The sequence below is a fragment of the Streptomyces sp. NEAU-W12 genome (assembly GCF_026242095.1).
In the GTDB taxonomy this organism is placed as follows: domain Bacteria; phylum Actinomycetota; class Actinomycetes; order Streptomycetales; family Streptomycetaceae; genus Streptomyces.
This window is the reverse complement of the sequence record NZ_JAPJDM010000043.1, coordinates 1-19,134: the sequence shown is the minus strand read 5'-3', so window position 1 is coordinate 19,134 and position 19,134 is coordinate 1. Positions and strand designations below refer to the sequence as shown.

14 protein-coding genes and 1 rRNA gene are annotated in these 19,134 nt (G+C 72.7%); 13 read left to right on the top strand and 2 right to left on the bottom strand.

From position 1 onward, the window contains the following. Window positions 1-248: 248 nt before the first annotated feature. From ORI94_RS33525 to ORI94_RS33515, 3 genes are all read left to right on the top strand, one after another. Window positions 249-512: a WhiB family transcriptional regulator gene (locus tag ORI94_RS33525; RefSeq protein ID WP_004930599.1), complete on the top strand. Its 264-nt coding sequence runs from the start codon at window positions 249-251 to the stop codon at window positions 510-512. Between the two features lie 230 nt (window positions 513-742). Further along, window positions 743-4,528, top strand: a complete 3,786-nt coding sequence (locus ORI94_RS33520) for a glycosyltransferase (RefSeq protein WP_416237945.1) — start codon at window positions 743-745, stop codon at window positions 4,526-4,528. Continuing rightward, on the top strand, window positions 4,525-6,102 hold the full coding sequence (locus ORI94_RS33515) for a DUF5719 family protein (RefSeq protein WP_266082617.1): 1,578 nt from the start codon (window positions 4,525-4,527) through the stop codon (window positions 6,100-6,102). Before ORI94_RS33520 ends, ORI94_RS33515 begins: the two co-directional genes overlap by 4 nt. 24 nt (window positions 6,103-6,126) lie before the next feature. Here ORI94_RS33515 and ORI94_RS33510 read toward each other — a convergent pair whose 3' ends face one another. Beyond that, on the bottom strand, window positions 6,127-6,576 hold the full coding sequence (locus tag ORI94_RS33510) for a metallopeptidase family protein (protein ID WP_266082615.1): 450 nt from the start codon (window positions 6,574-6,576) through the stop codon (window positions 6,127-6,129). A gap of 272 nt (window positions 6,577-6,848) precedes the next feature. Here ORI94_RS33510 and ORI94_RS33505 point away from each other — a divergent pair, with 272 nt between their 5' ends. The 8 genes from ORI94_RS33505 (at window position 6,849) to ORI94_RS33470 (ending at window position 16,288) form a co-directional block, all read left to right on the top strand. Beyond that, on the top strand, window positions 6,849-7,319 hold the full coding sequence (locus ORI94_RS33505; protein WP_266082613.1) for a DUF3499 domain-containing protein: 471 nt from the start codon (window positions 6,849-6,851) through the stop codon (window positions 7,317-7,319). A gap of 548 nt (window positions 7,320-7,867) precedes the next feature. Continuing rightward, the gene (locus ORI94_RS33500; protein WP_266082611.1) at window positions 7,868-9,232 is read left to right on the top strand and encodes a phosphomannomutase/phosphoglucomutase; all 1,365 of its coding nucleotides are present in this window, start codon (window positions 7,868-7,870) and stop codon (window positions 9,230-9,232) included. Window positions 9,233-9,813: 581 nt separating this feature from the next. Then, window positions 9,814-9,984: a Trm112 family protein gene (locus ORI94_RS33495; RefSeq protein WP_078878367.1), complete on the top strand. Its 171-nt coding sequence runs from the start codon at window positions 9,814-9,816 to the stop codon at window positions 9,982-9,984. Window positions 9,985-10,062: 78 nt separating this feature from the next. Continuing rightward, window positions 10,063-11,190: an SIS domain-containing protein gene (locus ORI94_RS33490; protein WP_266082608.1), complete on the top strand. Its 1,128-nt coding sequence runs from the start codon at window positions 10,063-10,065 to the stop codon at window positions 11,188-11,190. Between the two features lie 141 nt (window positions 11,191-11,331). Continuing rightward, a complete protein-coding gene (gene manA, locus ORI94_RS33485; RefSeq protein ID WP_266082607.1) occupies window positions 11,332-12,483 on the top strand; it encodes a mannose-6-phosphate isomerase, class I in 1,152 nt (383 codons plus the stop codon). A gap of 145 nt (window positions 12,484-12,628) precedes the next feature. Then, window positions 12,629-13,603 carry a cation diffusion facilitator family transporter gene (locus tag ORI94_RS33480; protein WP_266082605.1) on the top strand — a complete coding sequence of 325 codons (975 nt, stop codon included), beginning with the start codon at window positions 12,629-12,631 and terminating at the stop codon, window positions 13,601-13,603. A 420-nt stretch (window positions 13,604-14,023) separates the two neighbouring features. Further along, window positions 14,024-15,481: an adenosylhomocysteinase gene (gene ahcY, locus ORI94_RS33475; RefSeq protein ID WP_266082601.1), complete on the top strand. Its 1,458-nt coding sequence runs from the start codon at window positions 14,024-14,026 to the stop codon at window positions 15,479-15,481. Between the two features lie 192 nt (window positions 15,482-15,673). Further along, window positions 15,674-16,288: a hypothetical protein gene (locus tag ORI94_RS33470; protein WP_266082599.1), complete on the top strand. Its 615-nt coding sequence runs from the start codon at window positions 15,674-15,676 to the stop codon at window positions 16,286-16,288. 41 nt (window positions 16,289-16,329) lie between these two features. On the opposite strand, the gene ORI94_RS33465 is transcribed toward ORI94_RS33470, so the two are convergent. Next, on the bottom strand, window positions 16,330-17,280 hold the full coding sequence (locus ORI94_RS33465; RefSeq protein WP_266082597.1) for an RDD family protein: 951 nt from the start codon (window positions 17,278-17,280) through the stop codon (window positions 16,330-16,332). Between the two features lie 174 nt (window positions 17,281-17,454). On the opposite strand from ORI94_RS33465, the gene ORI94_RS33460 reads away from it, so the two are divergent. Further along, the gene (locus ORI94_RS33460) at window positions 17,455-18,462 is read left to right on the top strand and encodes a stage II sporulation protein M (RefSeq protein ID WP_266082595.1); all 1,008 of its coding nucleotides are present in this window, start codon (window positions 17,455-17,457) and stop codon (window positions 18,460-18,462) included. 565 nt (window positions 18,463-19,027) lie between these two features. Continuing rightward, a 16S ribosomal RNA gene (locus tag ORI94_RS33455) occupies window positions 19,028-19,134 on the top strand; the annotation flags it as partial.

Genomic DNA, 19,134 nt, shown 5'->3' with positions numbered 1-19,134 from the left:
CCGGGCGTCCTCCTCCGTGGAGGCACTGCGCGGGGCGGTTCGCTCTGAGGGCCCATCAGCGTGTCAGCGTTTATGGCGATTTGAACACTTTCGGCTTGGGCTTGGTTCCGCAGAGTGAATAAGGGGGCCAATAGCAGATCTCGGCTTGACTCGCCCGGATCGGCGCACTTGTAATTTCACTCGTGTCGTTCGGCCGGAATCGGTAACGGCAGCATCACGGGGACGCGAAAGACGGACGAGGGGCGCGCATGACGGAGCTGGTGGAGCAACTGCTGGTCGACGACGCGGACGAGGAACTCGGCTGGCAGGAGCGCGCGCTGTGCGCCCAGACCGACCCCGAGTCGTTCTTTCCCGAGAAGGGTGGCTCCACCCGGGAGGCCAAGAAGGTCTGTCTCGCCTGTGAAGTGCGCTCCGAGTGCCTCGAATACGCCCTCGCCAACGACGAGCGCTTCGGGATCTGGGGCGGCCTGTCCGAGCGGGAGCGTCGCCGGCTGAAGAAGGCCGCCATCTGAGAGGTGGCGCGTGGCGCACGTCACATCCGCATGTGCGTCTTGTCCTTTCGTGCGTCAGACGGCCGGGATGTGCGCGCAGTTGACTTATGGCCCGTCGCGTGTGGTTTGTCCACAGGCGGCGGGCCGCCTTGCTGCCCAGCCGATAGTGTGGTTGCTCGTCCGAGACGCCACGTCGCCCCCACCGGGCACGGGCGTCCCCCACAGTCCACTGAACCGGGGCCCGTACCTCGATGTCCGTGCACAGTCACCCGGCAGCCAGCCAAGACGCCGCTGCCGCACCAGAGTTCCCGCGTCATGTGGTGACCGCGGTCCTCGTCTCCCACGACGGAGCCCGCTGGCTGCCCGACGCGCTCGCCGGGCTACTCGGCCAGGAACGCCCCGTCCAGTTCGCCATGGGCGCCGACACCGGCAGCGCGGACGACTCCGCCCGACTGGTCACCGAAGCCCTCGGCGACGACCACGTCCTGCACCTCGCCCGGCGCACCGGCTTCGGCCAGGCCGTCGAGGAGTGCCACCGTGCCGCGCCGGACCTCACCCCGGACGACCTGCCCTACCTGAAGCGGCCCAGCGGCTGGGACCCGGTCACGCGCAGCTGGCGCGACGACGCGTACGACCTGCCCGACCTCCCGCACGGGGAACCGGTGCAGTGGCTGTGGCTGCTGCACGACGACTGCGCCCCCGAACCCGACGCGCTGGCCCGGCTGCTGGGCGTCGTGGAGAACGAGTACGAACTCGGCCGGGACGACGTCGCCGTCGTCGGCCCCAAGCTCCGCGGCTGGTACGACCGCCGGCAACTGCTCGAGGTCGGCGTCTCCATCGCCCCCTCCGGCCGCCGCTGGACCGGCCTGGACCGCCGCGAACAGGACCAGGGGCAGCACGACCAGGTCCGCTCCGTCCTGTCGGTGTCCACCGCCGGCATGCTGATCCGCCGCGACGTCTTCGACGAACTCGGCGGATTCGACCGGCACCTTCCCCTGATGCGGGACGACGTCGACCTGTGCTGGCGCGCGCACGCGGCGGGCCACCGGGTGCTCGTCGCCCCCGACGCGGTCGTACGGCACGCCGAGGCCGCCTCCCGCGAGCGCCGCGCCGTCGACTGCGTGGGCCGCACCGCCGCCTCCCCGCACAAGGTGGACAAGGCGGGCGCCGCCCACACCCTGCTCGTCAACACCCGTACCGCCGCACTGCCCTGGGTGCTGCTGCGGCTCGTCCTCGGCACCGTGCTGCGGACCTTCGCCTACCTCGTCGGCAAGGCCCCCGGACAGGCCGTCGACGAGATACGCGGCCTCGTGGGCACCCTGCTGCGGCCCGAACGCATCCTCGCCGGGCGGCGCCACCGCGGCAGCCCGCAGATCGACAAGGACGAACTGCGGGCGCTGTTCCCGCCCCCCGGCGCGACCGTCCGCGTCACCGTCGAACAGGCCGCGAGCAGCCTCGTCGGCCGCTCCGACCCCGAGACCACCACCGGCGCCGGACGGCACGGCGGGGCCGTCGAGTCCGGACCCGGCGGGGACGACGCCGACTTCATCGAGGTGGAGCAGTTCGCCCGGCTCAAGCGGATCGCCCGCAAGCCCGGCCCGGTGCTCTTCCTGCTCCTGCTGCTGGTCTCCCTCGCGGCCTGCCGCGCCCTCCTCGGCAGCGGCGCGCTCGCGGGCGGCGCCCTGCTGCCCGCCCCCGCCGGCTCCGGCGAGCTGTGGGCGCGCTACACGGACGCCTGGCACGCGGTGGGCGCCGGCGGCACCGGCTCCGCACCGCCCTACCTCGCCCTCGTGGCGTCCCTGGCCACCCTGATGCTCGGCTCGACCGGGCTCGCCGTGACGGTCCTGCTCATCGGCTCGGTGCCGCTGGCCGGCCTCACCGCCTACTTCGCCTCCCGTCCGCTCGTCGAGTCCCGGCTGCTGCGCGCCTGGGCCGCCGTCGCCTACGCCTTCCTGCCCGCCGTGGCGGGCGCCCTCGCCGGCGGGCGGATCGGCACCGCCGTCCTCGCCGTGCTGCTGCCGCTGATCGCCCGCGCGGGCGCCGCCGCGAGCGGACTCACCAACGACCCCGGCGTCCGCGGCAGCTGGCGCGCGACCTGGGCGTACGCGCTGCTGCTCACCCTCGCCACCGCGTTCACCCCGATCGTGTGGCCCATCGCCCTGTTCCTCGGCCTCGGTGTCCTCGCCCTGCGCAGGTCCGACCTCCTGGCCCACGGGCTCCGCTTCCTGGCCCAGCTCGGCACCCCGCTGCTGGTCCTCGCCCCCTGGTCGCTGTCGCTGCTCCCGCTCGGCTTCTTCCAGGAGGCGGGCCTGGAGTACGGCGCCTCCGCCGCCTCCGCCCCCGACCTGCTCGGTGCGAGCCCCGGCGGCCCCGGCGCGGTCGGCGGACCGGTGTTCGTCGGCATCGTGCTCGCCGCCCTCGCGGCCCTGCTCCGCTCCGAGCGCCTCCTCGCCATCCGCGCCGCCTGGACGGCCGCCCTGGTCGGACTCGTCTTCGCGGTCCTGTCCAACGGCTCCACCTGGGCGGGACCCGCGACCCTCGTCTACGGCATCGCCCTGCTGGCCGCGGCCACGCTCGGCGCCGACGGGGCCCGCGCGCGCGTCGCCGAGCAGAGCTTCGGCTGGCGCCAGCCGGTCGCCGTGCTGATCGCCCTCGCCTGCGCGGTCGGCCCGCTGCTGGCCGCCGCCGGCTGGGTGCTCCGCGGCGCCGACGGACCGCTCGAGCGGCGCGACCCCGTGCAGGTGCCCGCGTTCGTCGCCGAGGAGAGCGGCACCCGCGACCAGGCCCGCACCCTCGTCCTGGACAGCGACTCCGCCGCCCGCGTCGACTACGTCCTGGTCCGCGGCTCCGGTGCCCGCATGGGCGACGCCGAGCTCGCCGCCGCGAGCGGTGTGAACACCGGGCTCGACAAGGTCGTCGCCAACCTCGTCGCCGGCTCCGGCGCCGACCAGGCCGACCAGCTCGGCGGATTCGCGGTGCGCTACGTCCTCGTCCACCCGGGCGCGCCCCGCGAGGTCACCCGCGTCCTGGACGCCACGCCCGGCCTGACCCGGCTCAGCCAGCAGGCGGGCGGCGCGCTGTGGCGCGTCGACCAGAACGTGGCCCGCGCGACCATCGTCCCCGCGAAGGGCGGCGAGGGCGAACCCCAAGCCGTGGCCGCCGGACCGGTCGGGATCAGCACCAGGATCCCCGACGGAGCCCAGGGGCGCGTCCTGCGCCTGGCCGACGCCGCGGCCGAGGGCTGGACCGCCACCCTCGACGGCGAGCCGCTGACCCGCACCACGGTCGACGGCTGGGCCCAGGGCTTCCAGCTCCCGGCCGCCGGCGGACAGCTGGCCGTCACCTACGAGGCCCCGTTCACCCACACCGTGTGGCTGTGGGCACAGGGGCTGCTCGCCGTCGTCCTCGTCGTGCTCGCGCTGCCCGGCCGGCGCCGCGACGTCGACGACGACCTGCCCGAGGAGCCGGCCGCCCCTGACGAGGCGCTCGTTGGCGACGGCCGTCGCGCCCGACGCCTGCGCGCCCAGGCGGAGGCGGAAGCCGCGGCCACCGAGGAAGCAGGCGCCGACGGCGGCGTGACCGAGGGGACGGACGACGGGGCCGACGCCCCGCCGGAGCCGGCTCCCGCGGTCGTTCCGCAGCAGCGGCCCTATGACGAATGGGACGCGTCGAGCTACCCGGACCCGGATTTGAACCCCGGGTACGACGGCGCCCACACCGCCGCCTCGTACCCGCAGGGACAGCAGCAGCCGTCGCAACAGGAGCAGCAACAGCAGTACGCGACGGACGGTTACGGACAGCCGTACCAGGCGGACCCGTACCAGGGTGGCCAGTACGACCCGTACGCCTACGACGGCACGCCCCAGCAGCCGCAGTACGACCCGAGCGCGTACGACCCGTCGGCGTACGGGCAGGGCTACGAGGGTTACGACGGCTACGACCAGACCTACGCGCAGGGCTACGACGCGTCGTACGACCCCGAGCAGCCGCACCGCCCCCAGCCGGGCAGTGAGCGTCCCGACGGGAGCCAGCAGTGAACCGCACCACCCTGTCCCTGATCGCGGGAGCCACCGCGCTCGCCGCCGTCACCGGCTTCGCCGTCCTGACCGCGCCGGACCCCACCGCCGCGGACGACGGCGTCGCGACGGCGGCGGCCCACCTGCCCGTGGAACGCTCGAGTCTGCTGTGCCCGACGCCCAGCGGCTCCGACCTCGCCGAGACGACGTACACGTCCTTCACGCCCGTCACGAAGGGCACGGAGAGCGAGGGCAGCGCCCGACTCCAGCCGGCCGCCACGGGACGGCCCGCGGAGAAAGGCACGGAGGAAGGCACGGACGAAGACGTCGAGGAGGGCACCGAGGAGGGCGCAGAGGGCGGCGACGGGGAGAAGGCAGCCGAGTCCGCGAAGCCCGAGAAGCCGGTGCTGGAGCACAAGGAGGGGCCCGGCAAGCCGGTCACCGTGGACGCTTCCGGAGCCGAGGCACCCGCGCTCGTCGGTACCGCCGAGGGCCGCTTCGCCCCCGGCTGGACCGTGCAGCAGACCACCGAGGTCGCCGCGGGCACCGGCCGGGGTCTGCAGGGCGTCAACTGCTCCGCCCCGGACACGGAGTTCTGGTTCCCCGGCGCGAGCACCGCGTCCGAGCGCACCGACTACGTCCATCTGACCAACCCCGACGACTCCGCCGCCGTCGTGGACATCGAGGTCTACGGCAAGGACGGCGCCCTCGAGACCACGGTGGGGGAGGGCATCACGGTCGCCCCGCACTCCTCCGAACCGGTGCTGCTGTCCACGCTCACCGACGAGGAGCAGACCGACGTGACGGTCCACGTCGTCGTCCGCAGCGGGCGGGTCGGCGCGGCCGTCCAGGCCCTGGACGACTCGTTCGGCGGTGACTGGCTGGCCGCGTCGGCCGATCCGGCGGGCAGCCTGGTCCTGCCCGGCATCCCCGAGGACGCCACCGCCGTACGCCTGGTCGCCTTCACCCCCGGCAACGTCGACGCCGACCTGAAGGTGCAGCTCGCGTCGCCCTCCGGGCTGATCACACCGGCCGGCAACGAGACGGTGCACGTGAAGGGCGGCATGACGACCGCCGTCGACCTCGGCGACGTCACGCGCGGCGAGGCGGGCTCCCTGGTCCTCACGCCGACGGACGGCCCGGTGCCCGTCGTGGCGGCCGTCCGGGTGCTGCGCGGCAAGGGGGACAGCCAGGAGTCGGCTTTCGTCCCGGCGGCCCGCGAGGTCGGGGTGCGGGCGACGTCCGTCGACAACACGGCCAAGGACAGCACCCTCGCCGTGACCGCGCCCGAGGGTGCCGCCAAGGTCAAGGTCACCGTCTCCGCGGGCAGCGGGGGCGGTACGCCGGCGACCGGGACGTACACGATCAAGGCCGGTACCACCCAGAACATCGAGGTCCCGGTCCCGGACGACGTGGAGGGCACGTACGCGCTGACGGTCGAGCCCGAGTCGGACGACACGCCTGTCTACGCCTCACGGACCCTCACCGCCACGAAGGACGGTGTCCCGGCCTTCACGGTCCAGACCCTTCCCGACGACCGGGGCATGGTGGCGGTACCGGAGACGGAGGAGGACCTGTCGGTCCTGCAGAAGTAGGGCCCGCCGACAGGCCTCCGGCCGTCAGTCCTCGCCGTACCGGGGATCCACGGTCTCCGGCGTCAGTCCCAGCAGCTCGGCGACCTGCTCCACGACGACCTCGTGGACCAGCGCCGCCCGCTCGTCGCGTCCCTTGGTGCGGATCTCCACCGGCCGGCGGTAGATCACCACCCGCGCGGGACGCCCTTCGCGGTTCGGCACGGTGTCGCCCAGCGGCACCGGCTCGTCGCTCCATCCCGCTCCGGGCGCGTCCAGGCGCGGGACCTCCAGCACGAGGAAGTCGATGTCGGCCAGCTGCGGCCACCGCCGCTCCAGCCGCTCCACGGAGTCCTGCACCAGATCCGCGAACGTCTCCGCGCGGCTGGCGGCGAGCGGCACCTGGGGAGGCGCGATCGGCCCGCGCATGCCCCGGCCGTGGCGATCACGACGGCGGGGCCCGCGGTCGGAGGCACGGGGCGTCACAGGGGTGTCCATCACGGTGAAGCGTAGTCTCCGCCGGTCCGACGCGCCCGGCCCCCACACGGCTTCCGGGCCCCGGCCCCGCACGGGCCCGGCGCCCAGCCCCCACCCGCTTCGGATCCCGGTCCCGCAGGGCGTTGTCGCAGGACCGTTCCGGCCAAGGTTCGACTCGATTCCATATCTTTCACGCATCGGTGATCTCAAGGTATTTGACAGTATTTGTACCAAGCGATGACCGGAGTGGAATCCGCGGATGTTCCGAATGTGGGCGTCGGAGCAGGTCAGAGATGTGTGCCGACAGGGCGCGTGGGGCATTTCAGGCCACGACACGGGGAAGCGCGCAGGCGGGGAGTCGTCGCGGCCCGCTCAAGAGTGCGGTACCGTCCAACATCGTGAGCCCTGTACGTCGCTGTTCGCGCACCGCCTGCGGCCGTCCCGCCGTCGCGACGCTGACGTACGTCTACGCCGACTCGACCGCGGTCCTCGGCCCGCTCGCCACCTACGCCGAACCCCACTGCTACGACCTGTGCGCCGAGCACTCCGAGCGCCTCACCGCACCGCGCGGCTGGGAGGTCGTCCGTCTGCTCGACGGTTCGGCCCCGGCGCGGCCCAGCGGGGACGATCTCGAAGCGCTCGCGGACGCGGTGCGCGAAGCGGCCCGGCCCCAGGAGCGGGCGGCCGGCGGCGGGCGCGGCGCGGACCCGATGGAGGTCGCGCGACGCGGCCACCTGCGCGTGCTCCGCTCTCCCGACAACTGACGCCGCACGACGTGCGCCGGCTCTGCCGCCCGATCCCTGAACAGCCGTCGCCCGCGCGGCCGCCCGCATGGCCGGGCCGGTCGTCCGGGCAGACCGCTCCGTCTCCTCCCGCTCCTCCCGCTCCGCCGGTTCCGGAGGCGAGGTGCCGCACGCCCATGGGCGCGCCTGCCGAGGACAGGCGCATTCCGAGGACGTAGCGGGATCCCTCTTTCGCATCGCGGAATCCGGGAGGTGTCCGTGCACGTCCGGGAAGGGGAACACGTCGCCGGCCCACCCGCTCCGTCCGACCTCGGGGCGGCGCCGCCCCTCGTGACCGTCCTCGTCCTGCTCGGCGGCCTTTGCGGGAAAGCGGATCCGGCAGGCCTGACCGGCCTGCTGCTCGTCATGTGCCTGATCGTGGTGGGGCAGAGCACCTTCGTCCTCGGACGGATGCCGCCCCGCTGCTGCCCCACCCCGGCGTCCGCCGCTCACCACGAACCGCCCGCAGCGGAGTGTCACCCTCTGCGGGTAGTTTGTGGTGACCGACAGGACCTTTGGAAGGGCTGGCCGTGGCTGCTGATCTGTCACAGATCGTGAAGGCGTACGACGTGCGCGGGGTCGTTCCCGACCAGTGGGACGAGGCCCTGGCCGAACTCTTCGGCGCCGCCTTCGCACGGGTGACCGGCGCGAGCGCCATCGTCACCGGGCACGACATGCGGCCCTCCTCGCCCGGCCTGTCGGGCGCCTTCGCCCGCGGCGCCGCGGCGCAGGGCGTCGACGTGACCGAGATCGGCCTCTGCTCCACGGACCAGCTCTACTACGCCTCGGGCGCGCTGGACCTGCCCGGCGCGATGTTCACCGCCTCGCACAACCCGGCCCGGTACAACGGCATCAAGCTGTGCCGCGCGGGCGCCGCGCCGGTCGGCCAGGACACCGGCCTGGCCGAGATCCGCGGACTCGTCGAGAAGTGGAGCGAGTCCGGCGCCCCCGAGCCGGCCGCCACGGCGGGAACCGTCACCCGGCGCGAGACGCTGGACGACTACGCGGCACACCTGCGCTCCCTCGTCGACCTCACCTCCCTCCGCCCCCTGAAGGTCGTCGTCGACGCGGGCAACGGCATGGGGGGGCACACCGTCCCCACCGTCCTGGCCGGCCTGCCGCTCACCGTCGTCCCGATGTACTTCGAACTCGACGGCACCTTCCCCCACCACGAGGCCAACCCGCTCGACCCGGCCAACCTCGTCGACCTGCAGCAGCGGGTCCGCGAGGAGGGGGCCGACCTCGGCCTCGCCTTCGACGGCGACGCCGACCGCTGCTTCGTCGTCGACGAGCGCGGCGAGCCGGTCTCCCCGTCCGTGATCACCGCCCTGGTCGCCTCCCGGGAACTCGCCCGCAACGGCGGCAAGGGCACGGTCATCCACAACCTGATCACCTCCTGGTCGGTGCCGGAGGTCGTCGAGGAGAACGGCGGCACGCCGGTACGCACCCGAGTCGGCCACTCCTTCATCAAGGCCGAGATGGCCACCAGCGGTGCGATCTTCGGTGGCGAGCACTCGGCGCACTACTACTTCCGCGACTTCTGGAACGCCGACACGGGCATGCTCGCCGCCCTGCACGTCCTCGCCGCCCTCGGCGGCCAGCAGGGCACCCTGTCCGCCCTGGTCGACCAGTACGACCGCTACGCGGGCTCCGGCGAGATCAACTCCACGGTCGACGACCAGGCGGCCCGCCTCGCCGCGATCAGGGCCGCGTACGAGGGCCGCGACGGCATCACCCTGGACGAACTGGACGGCCTCACCGTCACCGCCGCCGACTGGTGGTTCAACGTCCGCCCCTCCAACACGGAGCCCCTCCTCCGTCTGAACGCGGAGGCCCGCGACCAGGCCACCATGGCCAGAATCCGCGACGAGGCCCTGGCCGTCATCAGAGGCTGACGCCCGGGAGAAAGCCGCCCGGTCCGGCGGTCGGCGGAGAGCCCCGTACGGCCCGTCGCACGTCCGTCCCGTGCGGCGGGCCGGGACGGCGGCCGTGCCGTCGGGCCCCACACCCGGGGCCCGACGTGCCGGCGTCCTCCTCCGCCCTCCTGCGCCCTCCTCCGCCCTCCTGCGCCTTGCGTCGCCCACACCGGACCCCGCTCGCTTCGGTCCGGAAGACGCCGCCGGTCACCTCCGACCGAACCACCGGACGGACCCCGGCCGTCCCGGGCACCGCGTCAGAGGGCTCCCCGGACCGAAACAGCGACGGCCCGCGCCGGGCGGGTCCCAGTCCGAAGGCCCGCGGCCCGGGTCCGGCGGCCCGGGTCCGGCGGCCCGGTGGCCGGGCAGGGCCCCTGACCGCGTCCGGCGCCCACGGGCGGGCAGGTCAGGGCGCACCCCGGCGGCCACCGCGCCCCGCCGGACCGGGGCGCCGGACCGGGGCGCCGGACCCGCCCTCCGCCGCCCGCCCGCGGCGCCCCCACCGGCGGTACCCTGACCAGGCACATCCGCATACGCCCGCCCCGAAGGGAACCCGCCCCATGCCGCTGGAAACCGGCCTCCTGGAGATCCTCGCCTGCCCGGCCTGCCATTCCTCCCTCAAGGAGCAGGACAACGAGCTGATCTGCACCGGTCAGGAATGCGGCCTGGCGTACCCGGTCCGCGACGGCATCCCCGTCCTCCTCGTCGACGAGGCCCGCCGCCCCGCGTAAGCGACGATCGGGCGGCCCCGCGCACCGACGCCTGCCGCCCCGCGTACCGACGCCCCGCCGATCGGAGGCTGCCGCCCCATGCTCGACGAATCGCTGCTGGACTCACCGGAGGGCCTCGCCGAGGCCGACCGCCGCGGACTGCTCCGTGGCGCGGCCGAGGCGGGCGCCCGTGTCCGCACCGCCGCACGGTATGCCGCCGAGGCCGGTGTCCACGACCTCAAACCGGACGGCCGGCCCCGCGCCGTCCTCATCGCGGGCCCCGGCGCGGCCGCCACCCAGACCGCCGACCTCCTCGGCACGCTCGCCGGCGCCGGCAGCCCCGTCACCAGGCTCGCGCCCACCGGTGTGGCCCCCGCCGCGGGCGCGCTGCGCTGGGAACTGCCCGGCTGGGCCGGCTCCGTGGACCTGCTCCTGATCGCCACCCCGGACGGCACCGAGCCGGGCCTGTCCCTGCTCACCGAGCAGGCCTACCGCCGCGGCTGCACCGTCGTGGCCGTGGCCCCCGCCCGGACCCCGCTCGCCGACACGGTCAGCGGCGCACACGCCCTGTTCGTCCCCATGGCGACCGCGTCCTACGAGCAGGACGAGGACCTCGCCGCCTCCGCCCCCGGAGTCCTGTGGGCGCTGCTCACCCCGCTGCTCGCGCTCCTGGACCGCGCCGGCCTGCTCACCGCCCCACCGGACGTCCTGGAGAAGGTCGCCGACCGCCTCGACCGCGTCGCCGAACGCTGCGGCCCGGCCATCGCCACCTACAGCAACCCCGCCAAGACCCTGGCCGCGGAACTCGCCGACGCGCTTCCCCTCGTGTGGACCGAGGGCACCTCGGCCGGCCCGGCGGGCCGCCGCTTCGCCGCCGCCCTCGCGGAACTGTCCGGCGCCCCCGCGGTCGTCGCCGAACTCCCCGAGGCGCTCAGCTCGCACAGCGCCCTGCTGGCAGGCCCGCTCGCCGGCCGCGCCGACCCGGACGACTTCTTCCGCGACCGCGTGGAGGAGGCCCCCGCTCTGCACGCGCGCGCGGTGCTGCTCCGCGACCGCCCGACCGGCGGCCTCACCGCCGCCCCGGCCGCCCGCGAGCTGGCCCTCGGCCACGGCACACCGATCAGCGAACTGGAACCGGAGGAGGGCGGCGAACTGGAGACCCTCGCCGAACTGATCGCCGTCACGGATTTCGCCGCCGTTTACCTGTCGCTCACCTCGAGAACCTGATCATGCGGGGGGCAGGACCGGCACGGATGTTCTGACCAGGACTTCCGGGGGCGTCCGCCCCGCGGCGTACGCATGCGCCTCCGCGTACGCCGCCCCTTTGGCCTGAGCCGAGAACCTGCCGAACGACCCGGAGAGAACCCCATGGACCGCCTCGACAACACCGTCCGCCCCTACGCCTGGGGTTCCACCACCGCCATCGCCCGGCTCCTCGGCGTCGAACCGACCGGCGAGCCGCAGGCGGAGATGTGGATGGGCGCCCACCCCGGCGCGCCCTCGCGCACCGGCCGGGGCACACTCGCCGAGGTCATCGACGCCGACCCGGAGCGGGAACTCGGCGCGGCCTCGGTCGCGAAGTTCGGCCCGCGCCTGCCCTTCCTCCTCAAGCTCCTCGCCGCCGGCGCACCCCTGTCCCTCCAGGTCCACCCCGACCTGGACCAGGCGAAGGCCGGATACGCGGACGAGGAGCGACGCGGCATCCCCGCCGACGCCCCGCACCGCACCTACAAGGACGCCAACCACAAACCCGAACTGATCTGCGCCCTCACCGACTTCGACGGCCTCTGCGGCTTCCGCGCCCCGCTGCGCGCCGCCGAACTGCTCGACGCCCTCGGCGTGGACTCCCTCAAGCCGTACGTCGACCTGCTGCACGCGCACCCCGAACAAGCGGCCCTGCGCGAGGTCCTCACCGCGGTCCTCACCGCCGACCGCGACGAAATGGCCCGCACCGTCACCGACGCGGCCGCCGCCTGCGACCGCCTCGGCGGCGACCACGCCCCGTACGCCGCCATCGCCCACCACTACCCGGGCGACCCCGGCGTCATCGCCGCCATGCTCCTCAACCACGTCCGGCTCCAGCCCGGCGAGGCCCTCTATCTCGGCGCCGGCGTCCCGCACGCCTACCTGAACGGCCTCGGCGTCGAGATCATGGCCAACTCCGACAACGTGCTGCGCTGCGGACTGACCCCCAAGCACGTCGACGTCCCCGAACTCCTGCGCATCGTCCGCTTCGAGGCCGGCGACCCCGGCGTGCTGCGCCCGGAGGCCGCACCCGACGGCGAGGAGCTCTACGACACCCCCATCGACGAGTTCCGGCTCTCCCGCTACGTCCTGCCCGCGGGCGGCGCCCCCCACGACCTCACGCGGACCGCCCCCCAGGTCCTGCTCTGCACCGCCGGCTCCGTACGCGCGGGCGAGCACGAACTGTCCCCCGGTACCTCCGTGTTCGTCCCCGCAGGCGAAAAGGTCGAAGTGTCCGGTACCGGAACCCTGTTCAGGGCCACGGTCGTCGTCTGACCGGCCGGCGACGACGATCCGGCACACCGCGGTCCGATCGGGCTGCAACAATGTCCCCCCGTTACAGGACGGTCAACGCCCCGGGCGGTGCAAGAAGACGCCGACCCGGGCCCGTCAACGGCGTACGAAGGGACAACGCGAACACATGAGCGCGTCAGGCGGCACCAAGGCGATCGTTGCGGCACTCGTTGCCAACGCCGCGATCGCGGTAGCGAAGTTCGTGGCGTACCTCTTCAGCGGCTCCTCGTCGATGCTCGCCGAATCCGTGCACTCCGTCGCCGACTCCGGCAACCAGGCCCTGCTGCTGCTCGGCGGCAAGCGGGCCAAGCGGCAGGCCACCCCGCAGCACCCCTTCGGCTACGGCCGCGAGCGCTACATCTACGCCTTCCTCGTCTCCATCGTGCTGTTCTCGGTCGGTGGCCTGTTCGCCCTCTACGAGGGCTACCAGAAGATCAAGCACCCGCACGAGCTGGAGCACTGGTACTGGCCGGTCGGCGTCCTGGTCTTCGCGATCATCGCCGAGACCTTCTCCTTCCGCACGGCCATCAAGGAGTCCAACGCGGTGCGCGGCGAGCGCTCCTGGAAGGAGTTCGTCCGCCACGCCAAGGCCCCCGAGCTGCCGGTCGTCCTCCTGGAGGACCTCGGCGCCCTCGTCGGCCTCATCCTCGCCCTCGGCGGCGTCGGCATGGCCCTGCTCACCGGCGACAGCGTCTGGGACGGCATCGGCACCCTCTGCATCGGCGTCCTGCTGATCCTGATCGCCGTGGTCCTCGCGCTCGAGACGAAGTCCCTGCTGCTCGGCGAGGCGGCGGGCGCCGAGGAGACCCGGAAGATCGAGGCCGCCGTCGTCGACGGCGACACCGTCACCCGCATCATCCACATGCGCACCCTCCACATCGGCCCCGAGGAACTGCTGGTCGCCGCGAAGATCGCCGTACGGCACGACGACACGGCCGCGGAGATCGCCGCCGCCATCGACGCCGCCGAGTCCCGCATCCGCGGGGCCGTCCCGATCGCCCGTGTGATCTACCTGGAGCCCGACATCTACAGCGAGACCGAGGCCGCCAAGGGCGCCGACGCCGCAGCCAGCCCCGGGGGCCCCGCACCGGCGGAGCACTGAGCCCGCGCCCGTCCGGCCCGGTCGGCCGGGCGCACCCCCTGATCGGACACGACCACCGACCGGTGACGACCACCGGCCCCGGTGGTCGTGTCCGTTCTCCGCCGTTCTTCCCCGTTCACCGCGGCTCCTTCCCGTCACCTGCCGTTCGTCGCCCCGTCCCGTCGCCCTCCGTGTTCGGCCTGATGTGTTCGGCAACCGGCTGGGGTCGGCCCCGCCCGTCGGTGTAGCTTGGGACGGAGCCAGACGTCGCTGCTGATGGCGGTCGGGCGGTCCCCTGCGGACCGGCCGAGGGAGAGAGGGCCTCCGACGGACTGCGCTGCGCGCACGCGGGGCATGCCTGTGCCCTCCTCGGGCACTCCTGTGTCCGCCGCGCAGAACAGCCGTACCCACCTCGACCCACACCCCGAGGAGCAGCTCTCCATGACGACTGTCGACACCCGACAGGACTTCAAGGTCGCCGACCTCTCCCTGGCCGCCTTCGGCCGCAAGGAGATCACCCTGGCCGAGCACGAGATGCCGGGCCTGATGGCGATCCGCAAGGAGTACGCCGAGGCCCAGCCCCTGGCCGGCGCCCGTGTCACCGGCTCCCTGCACATGACCGTGCAGACCGCCGTCCTCATCGAGACCCTGACCGCCCTCGGCGCTCAGGTCCGCTGGGCGTCCTGCAACATCTTCTCCACCCAGGACCACGCCGCGGCCGCCATCGCCGTCGGCCCGAACGGCACGCCCGAGAACCCGCAGGGCGTCCCCGTCTTCGCCTGGAAGGGCGAGACGCTGGAGGAGTACTGGTGGTGCACCGAGCAGGCGCTGACCTGGCCGGACGCCTCCACCGGCGGCCCGAACATGATCCTGGACGACGGCGGTGACGCCACCCTCCTGGTCCACAAGGGCGTCGAGTACGAGAAGGACGGCAAGGTCCCCTCGGTCGACACCGCCGAGTCCGACGAGCACCGCGTCATCCTCGAACTCCTCACCCGCACGGTGAGCGAGAGCCCGCAGAAGTGGACCCAGCTGGCGTCCGAGATCCGCGGCGTCACCGAGGAGACCACCACCGGCGTCCACCGCCTGTACGAGATGCACCGGGACGGCACCCTCCTGTTCCCGGCGATCAACGTCAACGACGCCGTCACCAAGTCGAAGTTCGACAACAAGTACGGCTGCCGCCACTCCCTCGTCGACGGCCTCAACCGCGCCACCGACACCCTGATCGGCGGCAAGACCGCGGTCGTCTGCGGCTACGGCGACGTCGGCAAGGGATGCGCGGAGTCCCTGCGCGGCCAGGGCGCCCGCGTGATCATCACCGAGATCGACCCGATCTGCGCCCTGCAGGCGGCGATGGACGGCTACCAGGTCACGACGCTGGACGAGGTCGTCGACAAGGCCGACATCTTCGTCACCACGACCGGTAACAAGGACATCATCATGGCCTCGGACATGGCCAAGATGAAGCACCAGGCCATCGTCGGCAACATCGGCCACTTCGACAACGAGATCGACATGGCCGGCCTTGCCAGGACCCCCGGCATCGTCAAGGACGAGATCAAGCCGCAGGTCCACACCTGGACCTACCCCGACGGCAAGGTCCTCATCGTCCTCTCCGAGGGCCGCCTGCTGAACCTGGGCAACGCCACCGGCCACCCGTCGTTCGTGATGTCCAACTCCTTCGCGGACCAGACCCTGGCCCAGATCGAGCTGTTCACCAAGCCCGACGCGTACCCGACCGGCGTCTACGTGCTGCCCAAGCACCTGGACGAGAAGGTGGCCCGGCTGCACCTCGACGCGCTCGGCGTGAAGCTGACCACCCTGCGCCCCGAGCAGGCCGAGTACATCGGTGTGACGGTCGAGGGCCCGTACAAGTCGGACCACTACCGCTACTGAGCCCGGCGCCCGAGCCGACGCCCACCGGGCCGAGGCTCCCGCCACGGTGGGCGTGCCCGTACACGGACGCGCCCACCGACGGCAGGACCATCCGGGACAGGCCCCCGCACCCCCGTGACGGGGGCCTGTCCCGTTGGCCGGCAGGTGACCGGGCGGACCGGTCCGGCCCGCCCGTCAAGACCCAGGACCCCCATGCCCCGCGGCCGCTATTCGCTCCACGATCCGCACGACCACACCCCCCTCGCCGAAGAACACTTCCACTGCGCCCCCGGTCCCTCCGGCTGGCGTTACGTCTCCCAGCTCACCGCCCCCTTTGGCGGTCACCTGGGCTCGGTCGACCTGGCCCTCGACGAACTCGGCCGCCCCGTCCGACTCGAACTGCACGCCGCGAGCTGGCAGGTCCGCGGCGCCGCCCTCGACGGCGTCACCTGGGTCCGCACCGACCCCACCGGAACCCACGCCACCGAAGGCAATGTGCGCGCCCACGCCTTCACCGGCTCCTCACCCGCCTTCCTCATCGCCACCGCCCGTCTCCTGCGCCTCACCCCTTCCGCCCCGGCCACCCGCGTACGCCTCGTCGCCTTCACGGACCCGGTGCTCGCCCCGCTCACCGTGGACCAGTCCTGGACCTTGGTGGAAAGAGAAGCACACGCCACTGACAACGGACCCCTGACCGTGGACGCGTACCAGGTCACAGCCCTGGACACGGGTGAGCAGCGCACCGTGCACCTCTCCGGGGACGTGGTCCTCGCGGCCCCCGGCATCGAACTCGAGGACCTCGAGTCACCCCCCTCGGTCCTCGGCTGACCCGACCACCCCGGGCGCCCGCCCCGAAAGCGCCGTACGCCCTACGCCGGCGGCACGAACCCGGTCGACGGCTTCTCGGCCGCAGGCGGGGGAGGAGCAGAAGACGCCGGAGACGTCGGAGACGCGGGGTCGGAGGGGTATGCGGTGGGCGGAGCCGCCCGATCGACGGGCGGCGGAGCGTACGGCCCCGCCGACCCGAATGCGCCGACCGGCCCGCCACCCGGGGCCACCGCTCCACCGACACCGTGCCCGAAGGCACGCCGCGCGTCCCGGGCCTGCCGTTCCTGCACCACCGCCGCCAGATACGCCGCCGCCGGCACGTCCTGCGGCACCGGCGCACCCGTCCGGTCCGCCAGATCAGCCGCCAGCCGCTCCGCCATCGCCTGCCCCACCCGCGGGTCCAGCTGCCGCATCCGCGTCAGGCACTGGCGTACGGCGAGCCACAGCCCGTCCGGCACCGCGGACAGATCGAGCCCCGAGAACCGGCCGGCCAGCCAGGGCGGAGGCGGCGGCACCGAGCCCACGGGCCCGACCGGCAGCCTCTCCCGAACGACGAGGGTCCCGGCGAAGACGTCCCCGAGCCGCCGCCCCCGCGACGACACGAGCGAGGCGATGCACGCGACGACCCCCATCGTCATCAGGATCTCGATCACTCCGATCAGTCCCCGCACCAGCGCATGCCGGAAACGGATCGGCCCACCGTCGTCCCGCACCACCCGCAGCCCGCAGGCCATCTTCCCGAGCGATCGACCACGGGTGAGGGTCTCCACCGCGATCGGCCCGCCCACCAGCACCAGCAGAAAGACCGCGAGGAAGATCGCCGTCTGCGCCGCCTGGTCCAGGGAAGACGTGGAAGCCACCAGCGCGATGGTCGCCACGACATAGACCGTCATGGCCGCGGCCAGATCGAGCAGCACGGCCAGCGCCCTGCTGGGCAGCTTCGCGGGGCGCAGTTCCAACGCCACGGCCTCGCCCGTCACCAGCTCACTCACGTCAGCCCGCCCTTCCCCTGCCCTGCCCGGAACACCGCCAGTCTGCCAAGCTGATGGCGCATCGCACCGCAGTACGACCAGCCGATCATCCCGTACCGCCAAGCCGGTCGGTCCGTACGACCGACGAAGAGCCCGCGGCGGGAGCCGACGAGCAGCCGAGGAGCAGGCACACCGATGGACCTGGACGTCTTCGTCTCCGCCCACCGCGCGGAGTGGGACCGCCTCGACGCCCTGCTCCGGCGCCAGCGCCGGCTGACCGGTGCCGAGGCCGACGAACTCGTCCTCCTCTACCAGCGCACGGCCACGCACCTTTCGTTGATCCGGTCCGCAGCTCCCGACCCGCAGCTGACCGGCAGGCTCAGCCAGCTGGTGGCACGCGCGCGGGGCGCCGTGACAGGGACCCGCCGCGCATCCTGGCGGGACGTCACCCACTTCCTTTCGCACAGCTTCCCGGCCGCCGTGTACCGGGCACGCCACTGGTGGGTACCCACCGCCCTCCTGTCCACCGCGGTCGCGGCTCTCCTCGGCTGGTGGATCGGCACCCACCCCGAAGTCCAGGCATCCATCGCCGCACCCGCCGAGCTGCGCGAGCTCACCCGCCCCGGCGGCCAGTACGAGACGTACTACTCCAGCAACCCCGCGGCCTCGTTCGCCGCCCAGGTCTGGACGAACAACGCGTGGGCCGCCGCCCTCTGCCTGATCCTGGGTGTCTTCCTGGGCCTGCCGGTCATCTGGATCCTCTTCACGAACATGCTCAACCTGGGCGTCGGCTTCGGACTGATGACCTCCGTCGGCAGGCTCGACACCTTCCTCGGCCTCGTGCTGCCCCACGGCCTCCTCGAACTGACCGCGGTCTTCGTCGCCGCCGGCACCGGCCTGCGCCTCGGCTGGACTCTCGTCGACCCCGGGACACGACCGCGGCGCAGAGCCCTCGCGGAGGAGGGCCGGGCCGCGCTGGCCATGGCGATCGGCCTCGCGCTGGTCCTCTTCGTCTCCGGTGCGATCGAAGGCTTCGTCACCCCGTCCGGCCTTCCCACCTGGGCCCGCATCACCATCGGAGTCGTCGCGGAGCTGGCCTTCCTGGCCTACGTCTACGTCCTGGGCGGACGCGCGGCGCGGGCCGGTGAGACCGGTGACCTGGAGACGGCCGAACGCAGTGCCGCCGTGCCGACGGCCGCCTGATGTGCGTGGAGCTCCGTTCAGCTGCTAGTCTCCTCTTCGCCCCGCAGGAACCGTTGACACGGACCGAGCGGGGAGGTAGATTCGAACAGTTGCCTGGAGCTGGGCTCTGACCCGCAGTGGCAACCGTGAGCATCTGACTGCTTCTCGAAACTTCAGAATTCGACGAAGCCCCTCCCGATGAATCGGAAAAATTCGGCCGGTCAATCCGGCACGAAACCTCTGATAAAGTCGGAGTCGCCGGAAAGGGAAACGCGAAAGCGGAAACCCGGAAGGCGAAACCCCGAGGACATCGGATCGGAAAGATCTGATAGAGTCGGAAACGCAAGACCGAAGGGAAGCGCCCGGAGGAAAGCCCGAGAGGGTGAGTACAAAGGAAGCGTCCGTTCCTTGAGAACTCAACAGCGTGCCAAAAATCAACGCCAGATATGTTGATACCCCGTCTCCGGCCGTTCGGCCGGGACGAGGTTCCTTTGAAACAAACACAGCGAGGACGCTGTGAACGGCCGGGCTCATTCCGCCCGACCGTTCCGCTCTCGTGCGTGTCGTTCCCGATCACGGGAAAACATTCACGGAGAGTTTGATCCTGGCTCAGGACGAACGCTGGCGGCGTGCTTAACACATGCAAGTCGAACGATGAACCACTTCGGTGGGGATTAGTGGCGAACGGGTGAG